This is a genomic window from Acidovorax delafieldii (assembly GCF_007993815.1).
Taxonomy (GTDB): domain Bacteria; phylum Pseudomonadota; class Gammaproteobacteria; order Burkholderiales; family Burkholderiaceae_C; genus Acidovorax; species Acidovorax delafieldii.
This window is the reverse complement of the sequence record NZ_VJWE01000016.1, coordinates 112,722-126,946: the sequence shown is the minus strand read 5'-3', so window position 1 is coordinate 126,946 and position 14,225 is coordinate 112,722. Positions and strand designations below refer to the sequence as shown.

The 14,225-nt window shown below is 67.9% G+C and carries 12 protein-coding genes and 1 pseudogene; 2 read left to right on the top strand and 11 right to left on the bottom strand.

Annotation, left to right across the window (positions count from 1 at the left end; genetic code table 11):
- Positions 1-109: 109 nt before the first annotated feature.
- Genes ATF69_RS18265 through ATF69_RS18255 form a run of 3 tightly spaced genes read right to left on the bottom strand, consistent with a single transcriptional unit; the run spans position 110 to position 2,892 of the window.
- Complete coding sequence (locus ATF69_RS18265) at positions 110-1,102, bottom strand: Bug family tripartite tricarboxylate transporter substrate binding protein (protein ID WP_146871866.1); 993 nt, start codon at positions 1,100-1,102, stop codon at positions 110-112.
- 42 nt (positions 1,103-1,144) lie between these two features.
- Positions 1,145-1,516, bottom strand: coding sequence for an AtuA-related protein (locus ATF69_RS18260; RefSeq protein ID WP_146871865.1), 372 nt, complete (start codon positions 1,514-1,516; stop codon positions 1,145-1,147).
- 11 nt (positions 1,517-1,527) lie between these two features.
- Positions 1,528-2,892, bottom strand: a complete 1,365-nt coding sequence (locus tag ATF69_RS18255; RefSeq protein WP_146871864.1) for an acyclic terpene utilization AtuA family protein — start codon at positions 2,890-2,892, stop codon at positions 1,528-1,530.
- 106 nt (positions 2,893-2,998) lie between these two features.
- Between ATF69_RS18255 and ATF69_RS18250 the strand changes: the two genes are divergently transcribed.
- Positions 2,999-3,892 carry a LysR family transcriptional regulator gene (locus ATF69_RS18250; RefSeq protein WP_146871863.1) on the top strand — a complete coding sequence of 298 codons (894 nt, stop codon included), beginning with the start codon at positions 2,999-3,001 and terminating at the stop codon, positions 3,890-3,892.
- Between the two features lie 115 nt (positions 3,893-4,007).
- Here ATF69_RS18250 and ATF69_RS18245 read toward each other — a convergent pair whose 3' ends face one another.
- From ATF69_RS18245 to ATF69_RS18210, 8 genes are all read right to left on the bottom strand, one after another.
- Positions 4,008-6,224, bottom strand: a complete 2,217-nt coding sequence (locus tag ATF69_RS18245) for an ATP-binding protein (RefSeq protein ID WP_146871862.1) — start codon at positions 6,222-6,224, stop codon at positions 4,008-4,010.
- Entirely contained in the window at positions 6,209-7,444 is a 1,236-nt protein-coding gene (locus ATF69_RS18240) for a hypothetical protein (protein ID WP_146871861.1), read from the bottom strand. The genes ATF69_RS18245 and ATF69_RS18240 overlap by 16 nt, the downstream gene beginning before the upstream one ends.
- 127 nt (positions 7,445-7,571) lie before the next feature.
- Positions 7,572-8,042: a hypothetical protein gene (locus ATF69_RS18235; RefSeq protein WP_146871860.1), complete on the bottom strand. Its 471-nt coding sequence runs from the start codon at positions 8,040-8,042 to the stop codon at positions 7,572-7,574.
- A 23-nt stretch (positions 8,043-8,065) separates the two neighbouring features.
- Positions 8,066-8,920 (bottom strand): hypothetical protein, encoded by an 855-nt coding sequence (locus tag ATF69_RS18230; protein ID WP_146871859.1) that lies wholly within the window; start codon positions 8,918-8,920, stop codon positions 8,066-8,068.
- Between the two features lie 165 nt (positions 8,921-9,085).
- Positions 9,086-9,751: a 3-isopropylmalate dehydratase small subunit gene (gene leuD, locus ATF69_RS18225; RefSeq protein WP_146871858.1), complete on the bottom strand. Its 666-nt coding sequence runs from the start codon at positions 9,749-9,751 to the stop codon at positions 9,086-9,088.
- Positions 9,748-11,166 carry a 3-isopropylmalate dehydratase large subunit gene (gene leuC / locus ATF69_RS18220; protein ID WP_146871857.1) on the bottom strand — a complete coding sequence of 473 codons (1,419 nt, stop codon included), beginning with the start codon at positions 11,164-11,166 and terminating at the stop codon, positions 9,748-9,750. The genes leuD and leuC overlap by 4 nt, the downstream gene beginning before the upstream one ends.
- A 33-nt stretch (positions 11,167-11,199) precedes the next feature.
- Positions 11,200-12,111, bottom strand: coding sequence for an alpha/beta fold hydrolase (locus ATF69_RS18215; RefSeq protein ID WP_146871856.1), 912 nt, complete (start codon positions 12,109-12,111; stop codon positions 11,200-11,202).
- 32 nt (positions 12,112-12,143) lie between these two features.
- Positions 12,144-13,133: a tripartite tricarboxylate transporter substrate binding protein gene (locus tag ATF69_RS18210; protein ID WP_146871855.1), complete on the bottom strand. Its 990-nt coding sequence runs from the start codon at positions 13,131-13,133 to the stop codon at positions 12,144-12,146.
- Positions 13,134-13,258: 125 nt separating this feature from the next.
- Between ATF69_RS18210 and ATF69_RS18205 the strand changes: the two are divergent.
- Positions 13,259-14,158, top strand: a pseudogene (locus tag ATF69_RS18205) (LysR family transcriptional regulator).
- Positions 14,159-14,225: the final 67 nt, after the last annotated feature.

Below are 14,225 nucleotides of genomic sequence, written 5' to 3'. Positions count from 1 at the left end.
AAGGCTTCGCCCAGACCTGCCAGCAAAGGCAGGCTGAGAGAAGCTAAAACGGGAATGAAACGGCCCGGTGGGTGGGCCTGGCTGGTGAGCCGGTGGATGGGCCGGTGGCTTATTCGGCCTCGATACCGGCGGCCTTGATCACCTTGCCCCACTTCTGGGTTTCGGCGGCCTGGAACTTGGCGAGTTCATCGGGCGTGGTGGTCCAGGCTTCGGAGCCGGCGTTGTCATAGAAGCTCTTGGCCGCAGCGCTCTTGGTGGCGGCGGTCAGCAGCTCATTCAGGCGCGCCACCACCGGCGCGGGTGTGCCTGCGGGCACGTAGGCCGCAAACCAGTAGCCCATGTCGTAGCCCTTCACACCGGCTTCGTCGATGGTGGGCACGTCGGGCAGCTGGGTGCTGCGCTTTTGCGTGGAGTAGCCCAGCGCGCGCAGCTTGCCTGCCTTGACCTGCGGCACGCCGGTGGAGGTGTCGGTGATCATCAGGTCGATCTGTCCGCCCAGCAGGTCGGTGATGGCCAGCGGGTTGCTCTTGTAGGGCACGTGCAGGATGTCCACAGCCGCCAGCTGCTTGAGCATTTCGCCCGCCATGCGGCTCGATGAGCTGCCGCTGCCAAAGCTGAGCTTGCCGGGGTTCTTCTTGGCAAAGGCCAGCAGCTCGCCCACGTTTTTGTACGGTGCGCTGGCGTTGACCACCAGCACCTGCCCCCCTTTGCCCAGGCCAGTGACGGGGGCGAAGTCCTTCACCGGGTCGTAGGAGAGCTTTTTGTACAGGTGCTCGTTGGCGGCGTGTGTGGTGTTGGTGGTGATGAGCACGCTGTAGCCATCAGCCGCCGACTTGGCCACGGCCGACGCGGCGATCATGCCGCTGGCGCCCGACTTGTTGTCGATGACCACGGGCTGCTTGGTGTCGTTGGTGATGGACTGGCCCAGCGCGCGCGCCAGCTGGTCGGTGGCACTGCCTGCGGCAAAGGGCACGACAAAGGTGATGGCCTTGGCCGGGTAGGCACCGGTCGCCTGGGCGAGCGCAGCGGGGGCGTGCAATGCGCCCAGCGCAAGTACGGCAGCAGTGGCCAGCAGAGCGCGGCGGGGGGATGAAGGGGTCATGTTGTCTCCTGGTGTTGGTATGGATGGGAAAGAAAAGACGGGCTACACGGAAGGGCCGCCGAAGTACGTCGACAGGTGTGCGGGCACGGTGACAGGCATATCGAGCAGCAGGTAGCTCAGTGCCTTGCCGTGGCTGTCGAGGTTGAGCGAGTCGTTCACGCCGCCGTCAAGCACATCGTCCAGCACGAGGTTCATGGCCTGCAACTGGGGCAGCAGGTAGCGTGTGACCCGGCGCGGGCGGCGCTGCGCAAACTGCTGTGCCACGGCGGCCTCGGTGACTTGTTCGACCAGCACATCCCACAGCGCGGGGTGCCAGGCGATGACGCTGATGTTGGAGCGGTTGCCTTTGTCGCCCGTGCGGCTGTGGGCCAGGCGATACAAGGGAACAGTGACGGTAAGGTTTGTAGTGGTCATGGCTTGAGTCCTCAATCCACCATCTCGAAGTAAACGGACACGGCCTCGCGCGGCACCAGGCACGAGACGGTACCCAGGCGCGGTCGCATCGCCGTGCGCACGCCGCCACCGCCTGCAGGGCCGCAGGTGTAGAGCGCGGTCATCTCGCGCACCAGGCGCTGGGCGATGGCGTGGTCGCGGTGCTGCAGGGCCACGCGCAGGCGCACATCGCGGGCTTCGTCGTTGCCGTGGGCGGATGCATCCAGCCAGCGGCTGGTGTCGTCGCCAAAGATGCTGGTCACGCCAATCAGGTCGATGCGCAGCGGGCCCAGGCCGTGCAAGCGCTCGCGCAGCACCTCGCCCGCCAGGCGGGCGCGGGCCTCGGCGCGCGGGCCGGCGTAGGAGATTTCGCCCTCGGCAAACCAGCCCGATTCAAAACACACGTTGACCTTGAGCGTGGCGGGCCGCGCATGGCCCTGCACGCCCTCCAGCCGCACAGCGTCGGCGCCCACCGTGGTCACGCGGGCGGTGGTGATGTCGGCCACCACATCGGGCGTGAGGTACGCCGCCGGGTCGTGCAGCTCGTACAGCAGCTGCTCCTTCACCGTGCGCTCGGTGATGCAGCCCCCTGTGTTCGGGGGCTTGGTGATGGTGCAGTGGCCGTCTGCGTCGATCTCGGCGATGGGGTAGCCCAGTTGCGCCAGGCCCGCCACGTCTTTGTAGCCAGGGTCGGCAAAGTAGCCGCCCGTAACCTGGGCGCCGCATTCCAGCAGATGCCCGGCCATGGTGGAGCGCGCCAGCCGATCCCAGTCGTCCAGCGCCCACCCGTAGTGCGCCAGCGCGGGGCCCAGAACCAGCGACGGATCGGCCACGCGGCCGCAGACCACGATGTCGGCGCCAGCGCGCAGCGCATCGGCAATCGCCTGCGCGCCAATGTAGGCGTTGGCACTCACGATGGGCTCGGTGGGCATCGCGCTGCCCAGCGCGCCCTGCAGCAGCGCGCGGTGTTCGGGGCCGCTCAGGTCGTCGCCCTGCAGCACGGCAATGCGCGGGCGGGCCAGGCCCAGCTCGGCCGCCAGCGCGTGGATGCGACGCGCGGCACCGTGCGGGTTGGCCGCGCCAAAGTTGCTGACGATGCGCACGCCGTGCGCCAGGCACTGTGCCAGCACGGGGCGCAGCAGGTCCACCAGCAGGGGTTCATACCCCGCATCGGGGTCAGTGCGGCGCGCGAGCTGGGCCAGCGCCAGCGTGCGCTCGGCCAGCGTCTCGAAGATGAGCACCGCAGGCTGGCCGCTGGCGATGAGCGCCTGCACCACGGGCAGGGCCGCGTCGGTGCGGTCGCCCGAGAAGCCGGCGGCGCAGCCCACCAGCAGGTTGGTTTTATGGTCGTTCGGCATGAATCCGTTGTCTCCTGACCGTGAATGTAGGAACATGGCTGTATTCTGTGAAATCGATTGTTACGATGAATCCATCTGAAATTCAGATGAATCACAACCACCCCGCATGAGCGCCCCTCATCTCTCCAGCCGCCAGCTCGATGCCTTCCTCGCGCTGGCCGAGCAACGCAGCTTCACGCGCGCCGCCACGTTGTGCCATTTGTCGCAGCCCGCGTTCAGCGCCCTCATCCGCGCGCTGGAGGACGACCTGGGCCTGCGGCTGTTCGACCGCAGCACGCGGCATGTGGACCTCACGCCTGAGGGGCAGAACTTTCTGGAGTCTGCCCGCCGCATCCGCGCCGAAATCACCAGCGCCCTGGCCGCCGTGCGCAGTGCCGCCACGCTGCAGCGCGGGCGTGTGGCCGTGGCGCTGCTGCCGTCACTGGCGGCAGGCTGGCTGCCGGGCGTGCTGGCGCAGTACCGCACCGCACACCCAGGCATCGAGATCGACATTGCCGATGTGCTGTCCGAGCCCTGCATCGACCGCGTGGCCAGCGGCCATGCCGACTTTGCACTGGCCGCGATCCGCGCCGACACGCCCGCGCTGCAGGCCGAGCCGTTTTGCAGCGACGACTTCTACCTGGTATGCCCCGCCGACCACCCGCTGGCGCGCAGGCGCAAGGCCATCACCGCGCAGGACCTGGCCGCGTGGCCCTTCATCCACCTCGCGCGCACCAGCAGCGTGCGCCAGTACCTGGAGGCCGCCCTGCACCCGCAGGCCATGCACACGCTGATGGAGGTGGAGCAGCTCGCCACCGTGATGGGCATGGTGCGCGCGGGGCTGGGCATCAGCGTGGTGCCGGCACTCACGCTGTTCCACTTTGACCAGCCGGGGCTGGTCACACGGCCGCTGTCGCTGCCGGGGCTGACGCGACAGATCTATCTGGTGCGGCGGCGGGACGAGAGCCTGTCGGTGGCGGCGCAGGCGCTGTATGCGCTGGTGATGGCGCAGCGGCCTTGAGGCGGCCTGCCATCTGCTATCTATTCAATAGCTCCCAGGGCATATTGAATAATCGCTTAGCGGCCATTCGGCTCAAAATTTTGCAGCGATGGCGCCGCAGCACTCCATGCGCTGCTCAATCCGGATCACGGTCGCGCGCCAGCACCGCCAGCTCCTGGTGCAGCAGCAGTTCCACCTCCGCCGGTTCAAACTGGTCCTGGAGCAGCGGGATGGCAAAGCGGTATTCGCCGCCCTCGTGTTTGCGCAGCACATAGGCCAGCTGCAGGCGTGCCAGTGACTGGCGCAGGGCCTGCGCGTCGCCCGCGATGCCGTGGCTTTGCAGCAGCTGGGCCAGGGTGACCAGGCTGGACTGGCCCGCCTGGGCCGTGTGGTAGACCACGATGCGGTCGAGGCGGCAGGCGGCTTCGTCGTGGCTCAGGCAGCCCCAGCCGGCCAGTGCGTCCTGCACGGCCTGCGAGGCCAGGGCCTGGTCGAGATGGCGCTTTTCGATCACGCGTTCGCCGGGCAACAGCGCCTCCAGGCATTCCTGGCACAGGATGGCGACCAGGTTGGCGCGCTGGCCGCTGGCGTCCACCAGGCGGTTCACCAGGTGCTCGTTGTCAAAACCCAGCCGCAGCTTGCGCAGTGGCTCGGTGGCCAGTTCGCGGCAGGCATCGCGCTCCAGGCCGCCGATGGTCAGCACCTCGCCAAAGTTGCGCAGCGGGCTTTGGTAGTCCAGCACGGCGGTGGCGTACAGGTCCCAGAAGCCCGCGAGCATGAACCAGCAGCGGCCCTCTTCGCTGAGCGCGCGCAGGGTGGACAGTTGCACGTAGCCGTTGGCCGATTCGTCACGGAAGAACAGGTCCGCCTCGTCGATGAGCAGCACCAGGCGCTTGCCCTGGTACTGCGCCTGCAGGTGGTCCACGATGGCTTCGAGCGGTGTGTCGGCGGGCAGGCCAAACTGCAACGCCATGCGTGGCGCCAGGCGGTGGTCGCGCAGCGAGACGTAGTGGCACACAGTGTGCGGGTGGCCCGCCATGCGGCGCTGCACGGCCTTGAGCAGGCTGCTTTTGCCCAGTTGGCGCCCACCCACCACCAGGTAGTTGGCGGGCTCGCGGTTGATGACGCGGGCCAGCAGTTGCGCGCGGCCGAAGAAGGCGCCTTCGCGCGTGACACCGCCGCGCGTCTGGTAGGGCGAGATGCGGGTGATGCGCAGCTGCGCAGCCAGCAGGCGCAGCAGCACTTGCAGGGCGTCGCCGCCAATCAGCCATTCGGTCTGGCTGGCGCTGTCGGCCATCACATGCAGGTTGGCGCGGTCTTGTGCGTGGGCGTGCAGCAGCGGCCAGGGGGTGTCCACGCTGTGCTCGCTCAGGATCAACAGCACGTCGCTGCCGGTCTGCACGGCGCGCAGCTGGCGCAGCACGGTGGCTTCGTCGATGCCGTGCGTGGGCACAAAGACCAGGCAACGGTCCAGCGACACGGGCAGGTCGGGCGGGAACGACCACTCAAACACCGCACCGGGCAGCGCCCAGTCGGTGCTGGGCTGGCAGCGGGCGGACACGCGTTCGGCCAGCGCGCGGGCCAGGGCCGGGGCGCGCTCGCTGCCCGTGGCCTGGGCGCAGGCCACCGCGCGGCGCCAGTCCACCAGGCGGACATCGGCGGCCTGCAGCGTGGGTTCCAGCCGCCGCAGCCAGCGCAGCAGCCGGTCGATCTGCGGCAGGCGCGCCAGCGGTGTGCGGCGCAGGCGCGCGGGTCGCAGCTGGCCCGCACCGATGAGCGGGTGGCGCACCACCCACAGCACTGCACCCACGCCAAAAATGACAGCGCACCACGTGATGAGCGAGCGCATCCAGCCGAAGGGGTCTGCGTCCGGCACCGGCTTGGCAGGCTCGAAATCGTCGGTGCTTCCTTGCTGGCAGTTGATGGGCAGGTAGCCCTGCGGGATGGGCGGGCTGCCGGGGCGGCAGGTCCAGGTGTGGGTGCCGGGCTGCAGCTCCACCACCACCTGCGTGCCCGCCAGCTTGCCAAACTCAGGGTTGTGGGCAATGTCGGCCTGCAGCACATTGGGGCGCGGGGAGGTAACGCGCAGCTGCGGGTTGGCAATGGGCGGCGCGTACTTCTGAATGTCCGCGGGCCAGGCATCCAGCTCGTTGCGGGCGTTGACCATCGCCACACGCCACTGCACAAGCTCGCCCCACAGCGGCCCCACATTCATCGCCGCCATGAACCTGCCCCGCGTGGCCGGGTTGTGCTGGGGCGTGAACACGGCGCTGGCCACAAACAGCGTGACCAGCGCAATGACCACGGCGCGCACCACGGGCCGGGACAGCCAGGGCGTCAGTCGGCCGAGCATGAATCCAGCACCATCCAGCCGGCCTCGCGCACCGTGGGGCTGCGCCAGTGCAGCCGCGCCGCGTCTCCCACGCCGCGCGCAAGGATGAGGTTGCCCCAGAACAGGCTGCGCAGGTCGTCGTCCTGCAGGTAGGGTCGTGCGCGGCCGAGGTCGTCCGCGCCCAGCAACTGCTGCAGGCGGGCCCGGCTGGCTGGCACCTGCGCCAGCGGCAGAAACGTTTGCCACAGGCGCGGGCTGCTGGCCAGGTGGGTGCGCAAGGCGCTGAAGGCGGGCTGGCCTTCGTGCAGACTGGCGCCCGCGCCGGGGTGGTCCACCAGCCATTGCAGGCCTTCTTCAAACAGCGCGGGGTGGCCGCCGCTCAGGGCCTGCAGCGCGGCCACCACCGGCTCGGACCAGGGCTGCTCGGGCCAGCGGTGGCGGGCCATTTGCAGCAGGTCGGCAAGCGACGGGTCGGGCCAGTGGTGGACCTGGGCGATGTTGAGCAGCGACAGGTCGCCACTGCGGTACTTGAGGTCGGCCAGCGCCTGCCCGCCGCACAGCAGCAGGTGCAGGCGGCCGCTGTGCATTTCGCTCAGGCTGCGCAAAATGCCCGCCAGGGTTTCGCGCAGCGCGGGCGTGCCCTGCTCGAAGCGGCTGACCAGGCAGAAGATGCGCTCGCCCGCCAGCAGGCGGCGCTCCAGCGCGGATTCAAACTCGTAGTCCGACGCCACATCGCCCAGCCCGCACTGGCGGCCGATGGCCGCGAAGTATTCGGCAGGCACCGTGCTCACGCTGTAGGGCGGCTGGATGTGCAGCACCGAGCCTTCGCCGTATTGCGCGCGGGCGCGCTGCAGCAGCTCGTGCCGGAACGGCGGCTGCCCCCAGTGCGCGGGCGACAGCAGCAGCGAGATGGGGTATGGCACCGCCTGGGCCAGTTGCGCAAACACCTTGTCCTGGAACGCAGCAAACGGCTGCGCACCGGTGGATTCGGCCTGCAGGGGAAATTCTGGCGCAAACCCTGCGGCGCTGAGCAGGCGGTTGGCCTCACTCTCCGTCAGGCGCAGGTACCGGGTGCAGGCCACCAGCTTGTCGCGCGAGCGCGGGTTGGGCACCGAGATGCCGTTGCGCCAGTTGTTGACGGCCTCACGGCTCAGGCCAATTTCGGTGGCCACCCCGGAGGCGCTGGCGCGGATGCGCCGCATGTAGACCGACAGAAGATCGGCAAAGGAATCGGGGGACATGGAGTTGTGGACTAACGAAGGCGGGTACACCGAGCCAAAACCAAGGGCTGCGAAAAACATGGGGATGGTGGGCAGGCATTGTCAGCCTTGCCAGACCACCGCCATCCCACTGCGCACTGCGGATGCACTACGCCAGGCGCTGCACCATGGGCCAGGCCTTGTAGCTGGCGAGGCCACAGGCCGTGAGTACCGGGCTGTACAGCACCATGGCGCCGACCACCGACATCAGCCAGCCGGGCTCTTCGTACTCGTCGGTATCGTCGGCCTTGGCTGTCGCGCCCTCCTTCAAGGGCTCCTTGCTGCGCCCCTCTTCTTGGCCCTCGCCCGAATCGCCGGTCATCTCCTGCACCAGCATCACGGCCACCACCAGCAGCGAGACGGCCAGCAGCGCCAGGTAGCCGTATTGCAGCGCGGGCTGCGTGAGCGGGTAGAAGTAGCCCGCCAGCAGCGCGGCCGGGGCCAGAAAGAACACGTGCATCATGAGCCGGTACCAGGGAATGCCGTCCGTCGGCCTTTCCAGCGCCCCCATGACCATGCGGTAGGTCAGCGCCCCCAGCACAAAGATCACCCCACCCCACCATTCGATTTGCGTCAGCATGTTGTTGTTCTCCCGAGATGCTTTTACTGCGCTGCCACCACCGTGGGAGGGCCGTCGTCGCCAGGCTGGTCGGCGTCATCGTCTCCGTCGTCCCCGCGCAGCGCCTTGTGTTCGGTGGCCATGTAGTACAGCGGCAGCGCCACGGCCAGCACCAGCCCCAGGCCCATCCACAGCCAGAAGCCCTTGAACAGCAGCACGGTGACCACCGTGAAGACCACTGCGTGCACCAGCCCCTTGAGCCCGGCGCGCAACAGCAGCACGGCCATCAGGCCCTGCACGGGCGACTTGCCGCTTTTGCCCATCGCCTTCGCCATCTCGACAAACGCCTCGGCCGCCTCCTGGGCCTCGCGCTTGCGCTTTTCTTCCTGCAGGCGCAGCTTGGCCACAGCCAGCGGCTTGGCCGGGTCTTTGGAACAGACGTAGCGGTCTTCGGCCTCCCCGTCCTGGCCTTCTCCGTCCTGATGCGCGGGCTCCACCACAGCGCGCCACTGCGGGTTGGCGTCCATGAACGCCCGGCGCGACACCCACTGGCCCCGGTCGAAGTGCATGCGCTCGGTTTCACCGACCTGGTCGTAGAACACCTCCAGCACCGCAGCCCGCAGGCCGTGGGCGAACAGGGTCTCCAACGCGCGCAGCGGCAGGTCGTCGTGCGTGCCGGTGTCGAACCGCAGCGTGAGGTGACCGGGTTCGGCAACCGCCTCCTGGTTGAACCATTGGGCATCCCACAGCGCATCGAGATCGGCGCCGCCAAGCTTGTCGGCCCAGCGCCGTGCCTGCTCGGTGTTGCCCGTGGCAAGGTACTGGTAGACCAACTGGCCCATCTTGAGCTTGATCGGGTCTTCGAAGAAGAGGTGCAGGGTATGGGTGTTTTGCGACATGGCTCTGGGGATGGGGTGGGTCCGTGTGAAAGTGCACGAATTGTTACCGCCCGATCAGGACCTGTCCCTCGCGACGTTGTCCACCCCCCACACCCTGTGCACTGGACAGGATGTCAACCGCCCACACCACCCACGCCGCCCGCAGGTGCGGCGCACCGGGCGCGCTCAGCCCTGTGCGCGCTGGGCCTGTAGGCGCGCCCGCGTGCGCAGCGCCACGTCCTTCACCCAGGGCTGGGCAGACCAGTGGCGCTGGGCAAAGGCCTGTATCTGATCGGCATACGCCAGCGATGCGCCGATCACATCTTGTCCCTGCAGGAACATGCTCTGGTGCCGGTCGGACAGCACAAACTGCGCGCTGTGCCCCGCGCTGCGCACCATGCGCTGCTGCACATCAATGGTGATTGCCAGGGGGCCCTGCAGCTGCGCAGCCTGCGCCTTGAAGGCCTGCACATCCGCCTCGGAAACCATGGCCAGCAGCAGGCGGTTGTTGAGCGCATTGGAGTAGAAGATTTCGCCGAAGCTTGACGCCACCACGGCCCTGAAGCCGTACTGCTGCATGCCCCACACCGCGTGCTCGCGGCTGGAGCCGCAGCCATAGTTGGAGCCCGCGATGAGCACATCCACCCCCTGGAAAGCCGCCTGGTTGAGGACGAAATCCGGGCGTGGCAATCCTTCCCCGTCAAACCGCAGGTCGTAAAACAGACCGGGAGCCAGACCCGACTTGTCGATCCCACGCAGGAACTGCTTGGGCATGATCTGGTCGGTGTCGAGGTTGGCAATGTCGAGCAGGGCTGCCTGGCCGTGCACGATGGTGTGGTGATCGGCGCTCATGCTGGCACCTCCAGGGTACGGACGTCGGTGATGCAACCGGTGACGGCGGCGGCTGCAGCCATGGCCGGGCTCACCAGGTGGGTGATGGCGCCCCGGCCCTGGCGGCCTTCGAAATTGCGGTTGGTGGTGGAGGCGCAGCGCTGGCCGGGGGCGAGCACGTCGTCGTTCATGGCCAGGCACATGGAGCAGCCGGGCTGGCGCCACTCAAAGCCTGCAGCCACCAGGCGCTCGGCAATGCCTTCCGCCTCGGCCTGGGCCTTCACTGCGCCGGAGCCGGGCACCACCATGGCGCGCACGCCGTGGGCCACGTGGCGGCTGCCCACAATGCGGTCCACCTCGCGCAGGTCCTCGATGCGCGCATTGGTGCAGGAGCCGATGAAAACATGCTGCACGGGCACACCCTGCAGGGACTGACCGGCGACGAGCCCGGTGTAGCGCAGCGCTTGCTCGGCGCTGCTGCGCTGCACGGCATCGGCCATTTCTTCGGGACGGGGAACCGTGGCGTTGATGGCCATGGCCTGGTCGGGGCTGGTGCCCCAGGTGACGAACGGGGCGACGTCAGCCGCGTCAAACACATGTTCCGCATCAAATGCAGCGCCCTCGTCACTGTGCAGGGTGGCCCAGTGCGCCAGTGCCTGCGCGCGCACGTCGCCCGCAATGTCGGGGGCCTTGGCCAGCACGTAGTCAATGGCGGTGGCGTCGGGTGCGATCAGTGCGCCTCGGGCGCCCGCCTCCACGGCCATGTTGCACAGCGTGAAGCGCGCCTCCACCGACAGCGCGCCAATGGCGCTGCCGCAGAACTCCACCACATAGCCGCGTGCGCCCTGCGCACCGATGCGGCTGATGACCATGAGGATCAGGTCCTTGGCCGTGGTGCCGCTGGGCAGCACACCGTCCACGCGGATGCGCATATCTTTGGCCAGGCGGTAGACCAGCGTCTGGGTGGCCAGCACATGCTCGACCTCCGAGGTTCCGATGCCAAAACCCAAGGCGCCCAGTGCCCCGTAAGTGGTGGTGTGGCTGTCGCCGCAGATGATGACCATGCCCGGGCGCACCATGCCGTGTTCGGGCGCGATCACGTGCTCGATGCCCTGCAACGGGTCGTTGGTGTCGAACAGCGGGATGCCGTGGCGGTCGCAGTTGGCCTTGAGGTTGGTGGCCTGCAGGGCCGAGGGCGGGTCCTGGATGGTGCGCCAGCGCACCGGGTGCGTGGGGATGATGTGGCTCACCACCGCCACGTTCTGCCCCGGCACGGGCACGCCGCGCCCGGCCTCGTGCAGGCCGGCGAAGGCCTGGGGGCTGGTGTATTCATTCATCAGGTGCAGGTCGCAGAACAGCAGCACGTTCTGTTCGTCCAGAACGGCCACGGTGTGCGATGCCACCAGCTTCTGGTAGAGCGTTGAGGGAGTGGTCATGGTCAGCGTCGGGGGTTGTCGTTGGGTGCGGCCTTACCGGTCGGCCAGCAGGAAGGGCAGCGCCGCGTCGAGCAGCGCATCAGGGGCCTCCTCGGCGATGTAGTGGCCGCAAGGCAGTGCGTGGCCGCGCACGTCGGCCGCCACGCGCTGCCACTCGGCCAGGGGCTGGAAGCACTGGTGCACCACGCCCTGCTCGCCCCACAGCGCCAGCAAAGGCATGGGCAACTGGCGGCCCGCATCGCGGTCGGCACGGTCGTGCACCAGGTCGATGCCCGCAGAGGCACGGTAGTCCTCGCAGATGCCATGGGCCGTGCCGGGCAATGCCAGGCAGCGCACGTACTCGGCCAGGGCGCGTGGATCGAACGGGGCCAGGCCCGCGCTGCGCCGACCCATCACGTCGCGCAGGTAGGCGGCAGGGTCGGCCTCGATCAGGCGCTCGGGCAGCGGCGCGGGCTGGATCAGGAAGAACCAGTGCCAGTAGGCGCGGGCGAAGGCATTGTTGGCCTGTTCGTACATGGCCAAGGTGGGCGCTATGTCCAGCAGCACCATCCGCTGCACGGCTGCCGGGTGGTCGGCCGCCAGGCGGTGCGCCACGCGGGCGCCCCGGTCATGGGCCAACACGGTGAAGCGCGGGTGGCCCAGGTGCTGCATCACAGCCAGCATGTCGGCGGCCATGGTGCGTTTGCTGTAGAGCGCATGCTCCGCGTCGCCCTCGGGCTTCGCCGAATCGCCATATCCGCGCAGGTCCGCCAGCACCAGGGTGAAGTGCTGCGCCAGCTTTGGCGCCACCTTGTGCCAGATGGCCGAGGTCTGCGGGTGCCCGTGCAGCAGCAGCAAGGCCGGACCGGTGCCGCCCACCAGCGCGTGGATGTACTGGCCGTCCGGCGTAGGCACGCGGCAGGCGGTGAAGCCCGGGAAAAGCGGGGTCGTCGTGGTCGTGGTCATGGGTGTCGGTGGGTAGTGCAGCGCAGGCGTGTTCACTCTGCCGTGATGCCCCGCTCCTTGATGAGCTTGGCCCATTTCGGCATTTCCTGCTCCAGCCGGGCGCGGGCCTGCTCTGGCGTCGAAGGCGTCGGGTCGAATCCATCCCTGGCCATGCGCTCTCTCAGAGCGGGGGTGTTGAGTGCCTGGTTCAGGCTGGTGTTGAGCTTATCGATGACTGGCTTGGGTGTGCCGGCCGGCGCAAACACAATGAACCAGGTTTCAAACGCGTAGCCCGGCAGACCTGCCTCGGCAATGGTGGGCACATCGGGCATCAGTGGTGAACGCTTCGTGCCAGTGACGCCCAATGCGCGCAGCTTGCCCGCCTGCACATGCGGCTGCGCTGCAGACAGCACCGGGAAGCTCATGGCCACCTGGCCGGACATGGTGTCGATCATGGCCGGGCCGCCGCCACGGTAGGGGATGTGCACGATGGGCGTGCCTGCCACGGCCTTGAACAGCTCGGCCGACATGTGGAAGGTGCTGCCCGCCCCCGCTGAACCATAGGAGTATTGCCCCGGCTTGGCCTTGAGCAGGGCCACCAGCTCCTTGACGTTTTTGGCTGGCAACGCGTTGTTGACCACCAGCACATGCTGCGAACTGGCCACCATGCCGATGGGTGCCAGGTCCTTCAGGGTGTCGTAGGGCATCTTGGCCGTCAGGCTGGGGTTGATGGCCAGGGACACGGTCTGCAGGCCGATGGTGTAACCGTCCGGTGCGGACTTGGCCACCATGTCCACGCCGATGTTGCCGCCCGCGCCGCCCTTGTTCTCGATGAACAGCGAGCCGCCCAGGGCCTTGCCCCATTCGTCGGTGATCAGGCGGGCCGCAATGTCTGCGCTACCGCCGGGTGCATAGGGCACCACGAGCTTGATGGCCTTGGCGGGGTATGCCTGGGCCCATGCGCCAGCGGCGGCAGACAAGGCCAGTGCGGCCGTGGCCACGGCGCGCCATGTTCGTGCCCGCCGGGGATGGGATGTGTTCATGGGTTTGTCTCCTGCAAGGTTCTTGTGTGGTGTTGCAGTGGCATCTTATGAGTGAGCAGGATTCACATAAAGTCATTCAAAATTACTTCATTCGTAAATCAAACACACTAATCACCCACAAGCCCATGGACGCTTTTTCCGACTTGCGGTTTTTTGCACTGCTGATGAAGGAAGGCAGCCTCGCGGCTGCCGCCCAGCAGATGGGCATCACTCCGCCGGCCGCCAGCAGGCGCCTGGCGCAGCTGGAACGGCGGCTGGGCGTGCGGCTGCTGCGCCGCACCACGCGACGCATGAGCCTGACGCCCGAGGGTGAGACCTACCTGCTCGACGGCGCGCGCATCCTCGGCGACCTGGATGCGCTGGAGCGCACCGTGGCTGGCGCGCGCAGTTCGCCACGCGGGCTCATCAAGCTGGCAGCCACGCTGGGTTTTGGCCGAATGCACATTGCCCCCGCCCTGTCGGCGTTTGCACGCGCCTACCCCGAGGTGGAGGTGCAGCTGCACCTGACCGACCGGCCCGTGAATCTGGTGGAACAAGGCTTTGACGCCGCCGTGCGATTTGGCGACCTGCCGGACTCACGCCTCACGGCCCGCAAACTGCTCGCCAACCGGCGTGTGCTGTGCGCATCGCCCACCTACCTTGCCCAGGCAGGCGAGCCCGTGCAACCGGCAGACCTGCTGGCCCACCAGTGCATCGTGATCCGCGAAAGCGACGAGACCTACGGCACCTAGCATCTGCGCCAGGGCGAGCGCCAGGAGACGGTGAAGGTGCGCGGCATGCTGAGCACCAACGATGGCGCAGCTGCCACCACCTGGGCACTGGAGGGCCACGGCGTGCTGATGCGATCCGAATGGGACGTGGCGGTCCACCTTTCTGCAGGCCGCTTGCTGCGCGTGCTGCCAACATGGTCGCTGCCGGCGGCCGACGTGACGCTGGTCTACCCCACACGCAGCGATCTGTCGGCCAAGATGCGCGCGCTGACGGACTTCCTGCGGGAGTGGTTCTCGGCACCGCCGCATGCATGAAGGCCCGCAGGCCGAAGTCATCGCGCGGGCCAGGGCCACGGCTTGAGATTTCTGCGGATGTGCCGAT

Excerpts from the sequence above, each read along its gene's own strand:
- ATF69_RS18265 (WP_146871866.1), bottom strand. The coding sequence starts at position 1,102 with ATGACCCCTTCATCCCCCCGCCGCGCTCTGCTGGCCACTGCTGCCGTA.
- ATF69_RS18260 (WP_146871865.1), bottom strand. The coding sequence starts at position 1,516 with ATGACCACTACAAACCTTACCGTCACTGTTCCCTTGTATCGCCTGGCC.
- ATF69_RS18255 (WP_146871864.1), bottom strand. The coding sequence starts at position 2,892 with ATGCCGAACGACCATAAAACCAACCTGCTGGTGGGCTGCGCCGCCGGC.
- ATF69_RS18250 (WP_146871863.1), top strand. The coding sequence starts at position 2,999 with ATGAGCGCCCCTCATCTCTCCAGCCGCCAGCTCGATGCCTTCCTCGCG.
- ATF69_RS18245 (WP_146871862.1), bottom strand. The coding sequence starts at position 6,224 with ATGCTCGGCCGACTGACGCCCTGGCTGTCCCGGCCCGTGGTGCGCGCC.
- ATF69_RS18240 (WP_146871861.1), bottom strand. The coding sequence starts at position 7,444 with ATGTCCCCCGATTCCTTTGCCGATCTTCTGTCGGTCTACATGCGGCGC.
- ATF69_RS18235 (WP_146871860.1), bottom strand. The coding sequence starts at position 8,042 with ATGCTGACGCAAATCGAATGGTGGGGTGGGGTGATCTTTGTGCTGGGG.
- ATF69_RS18230 (WP_146871859.1), bottom strand. The coding sequence starts at position 8,920 with ATGTCGCAAAACACCCATACCCTGCACCTCTTCTTCGAAGACCCGATC.
- leuD (WP_146871858.1), bottom strand. The coding sequence starts at position 9,751 with ATGAGCGCCGATCACCACACCATCGTGCACGGCCAGGCAGCCCTGCTC.
- leuC (WP_146871857.1), bottom strand. The coding sequence starts at position 11,166 with ATGACCACTCCCTCAACGCTCTACCAGAAGCTGGTGGCATCGCACACC.
- ATF69_RS18215 (WP_146871856.1), bottom strand. The coding sequence starts at position 12,111 with ATGACCACGACCACGACGACCCCGCTTTTCCCGGGCTTCACCGCCTGC.
- ATF69_RS18210 (WP_146871855.1), bottom strand. The coding sequence starts at position 13,133 with ATGAACACATCCCATCCCCGGCGGGCACGAACATGGCGCGCCGTGGCC.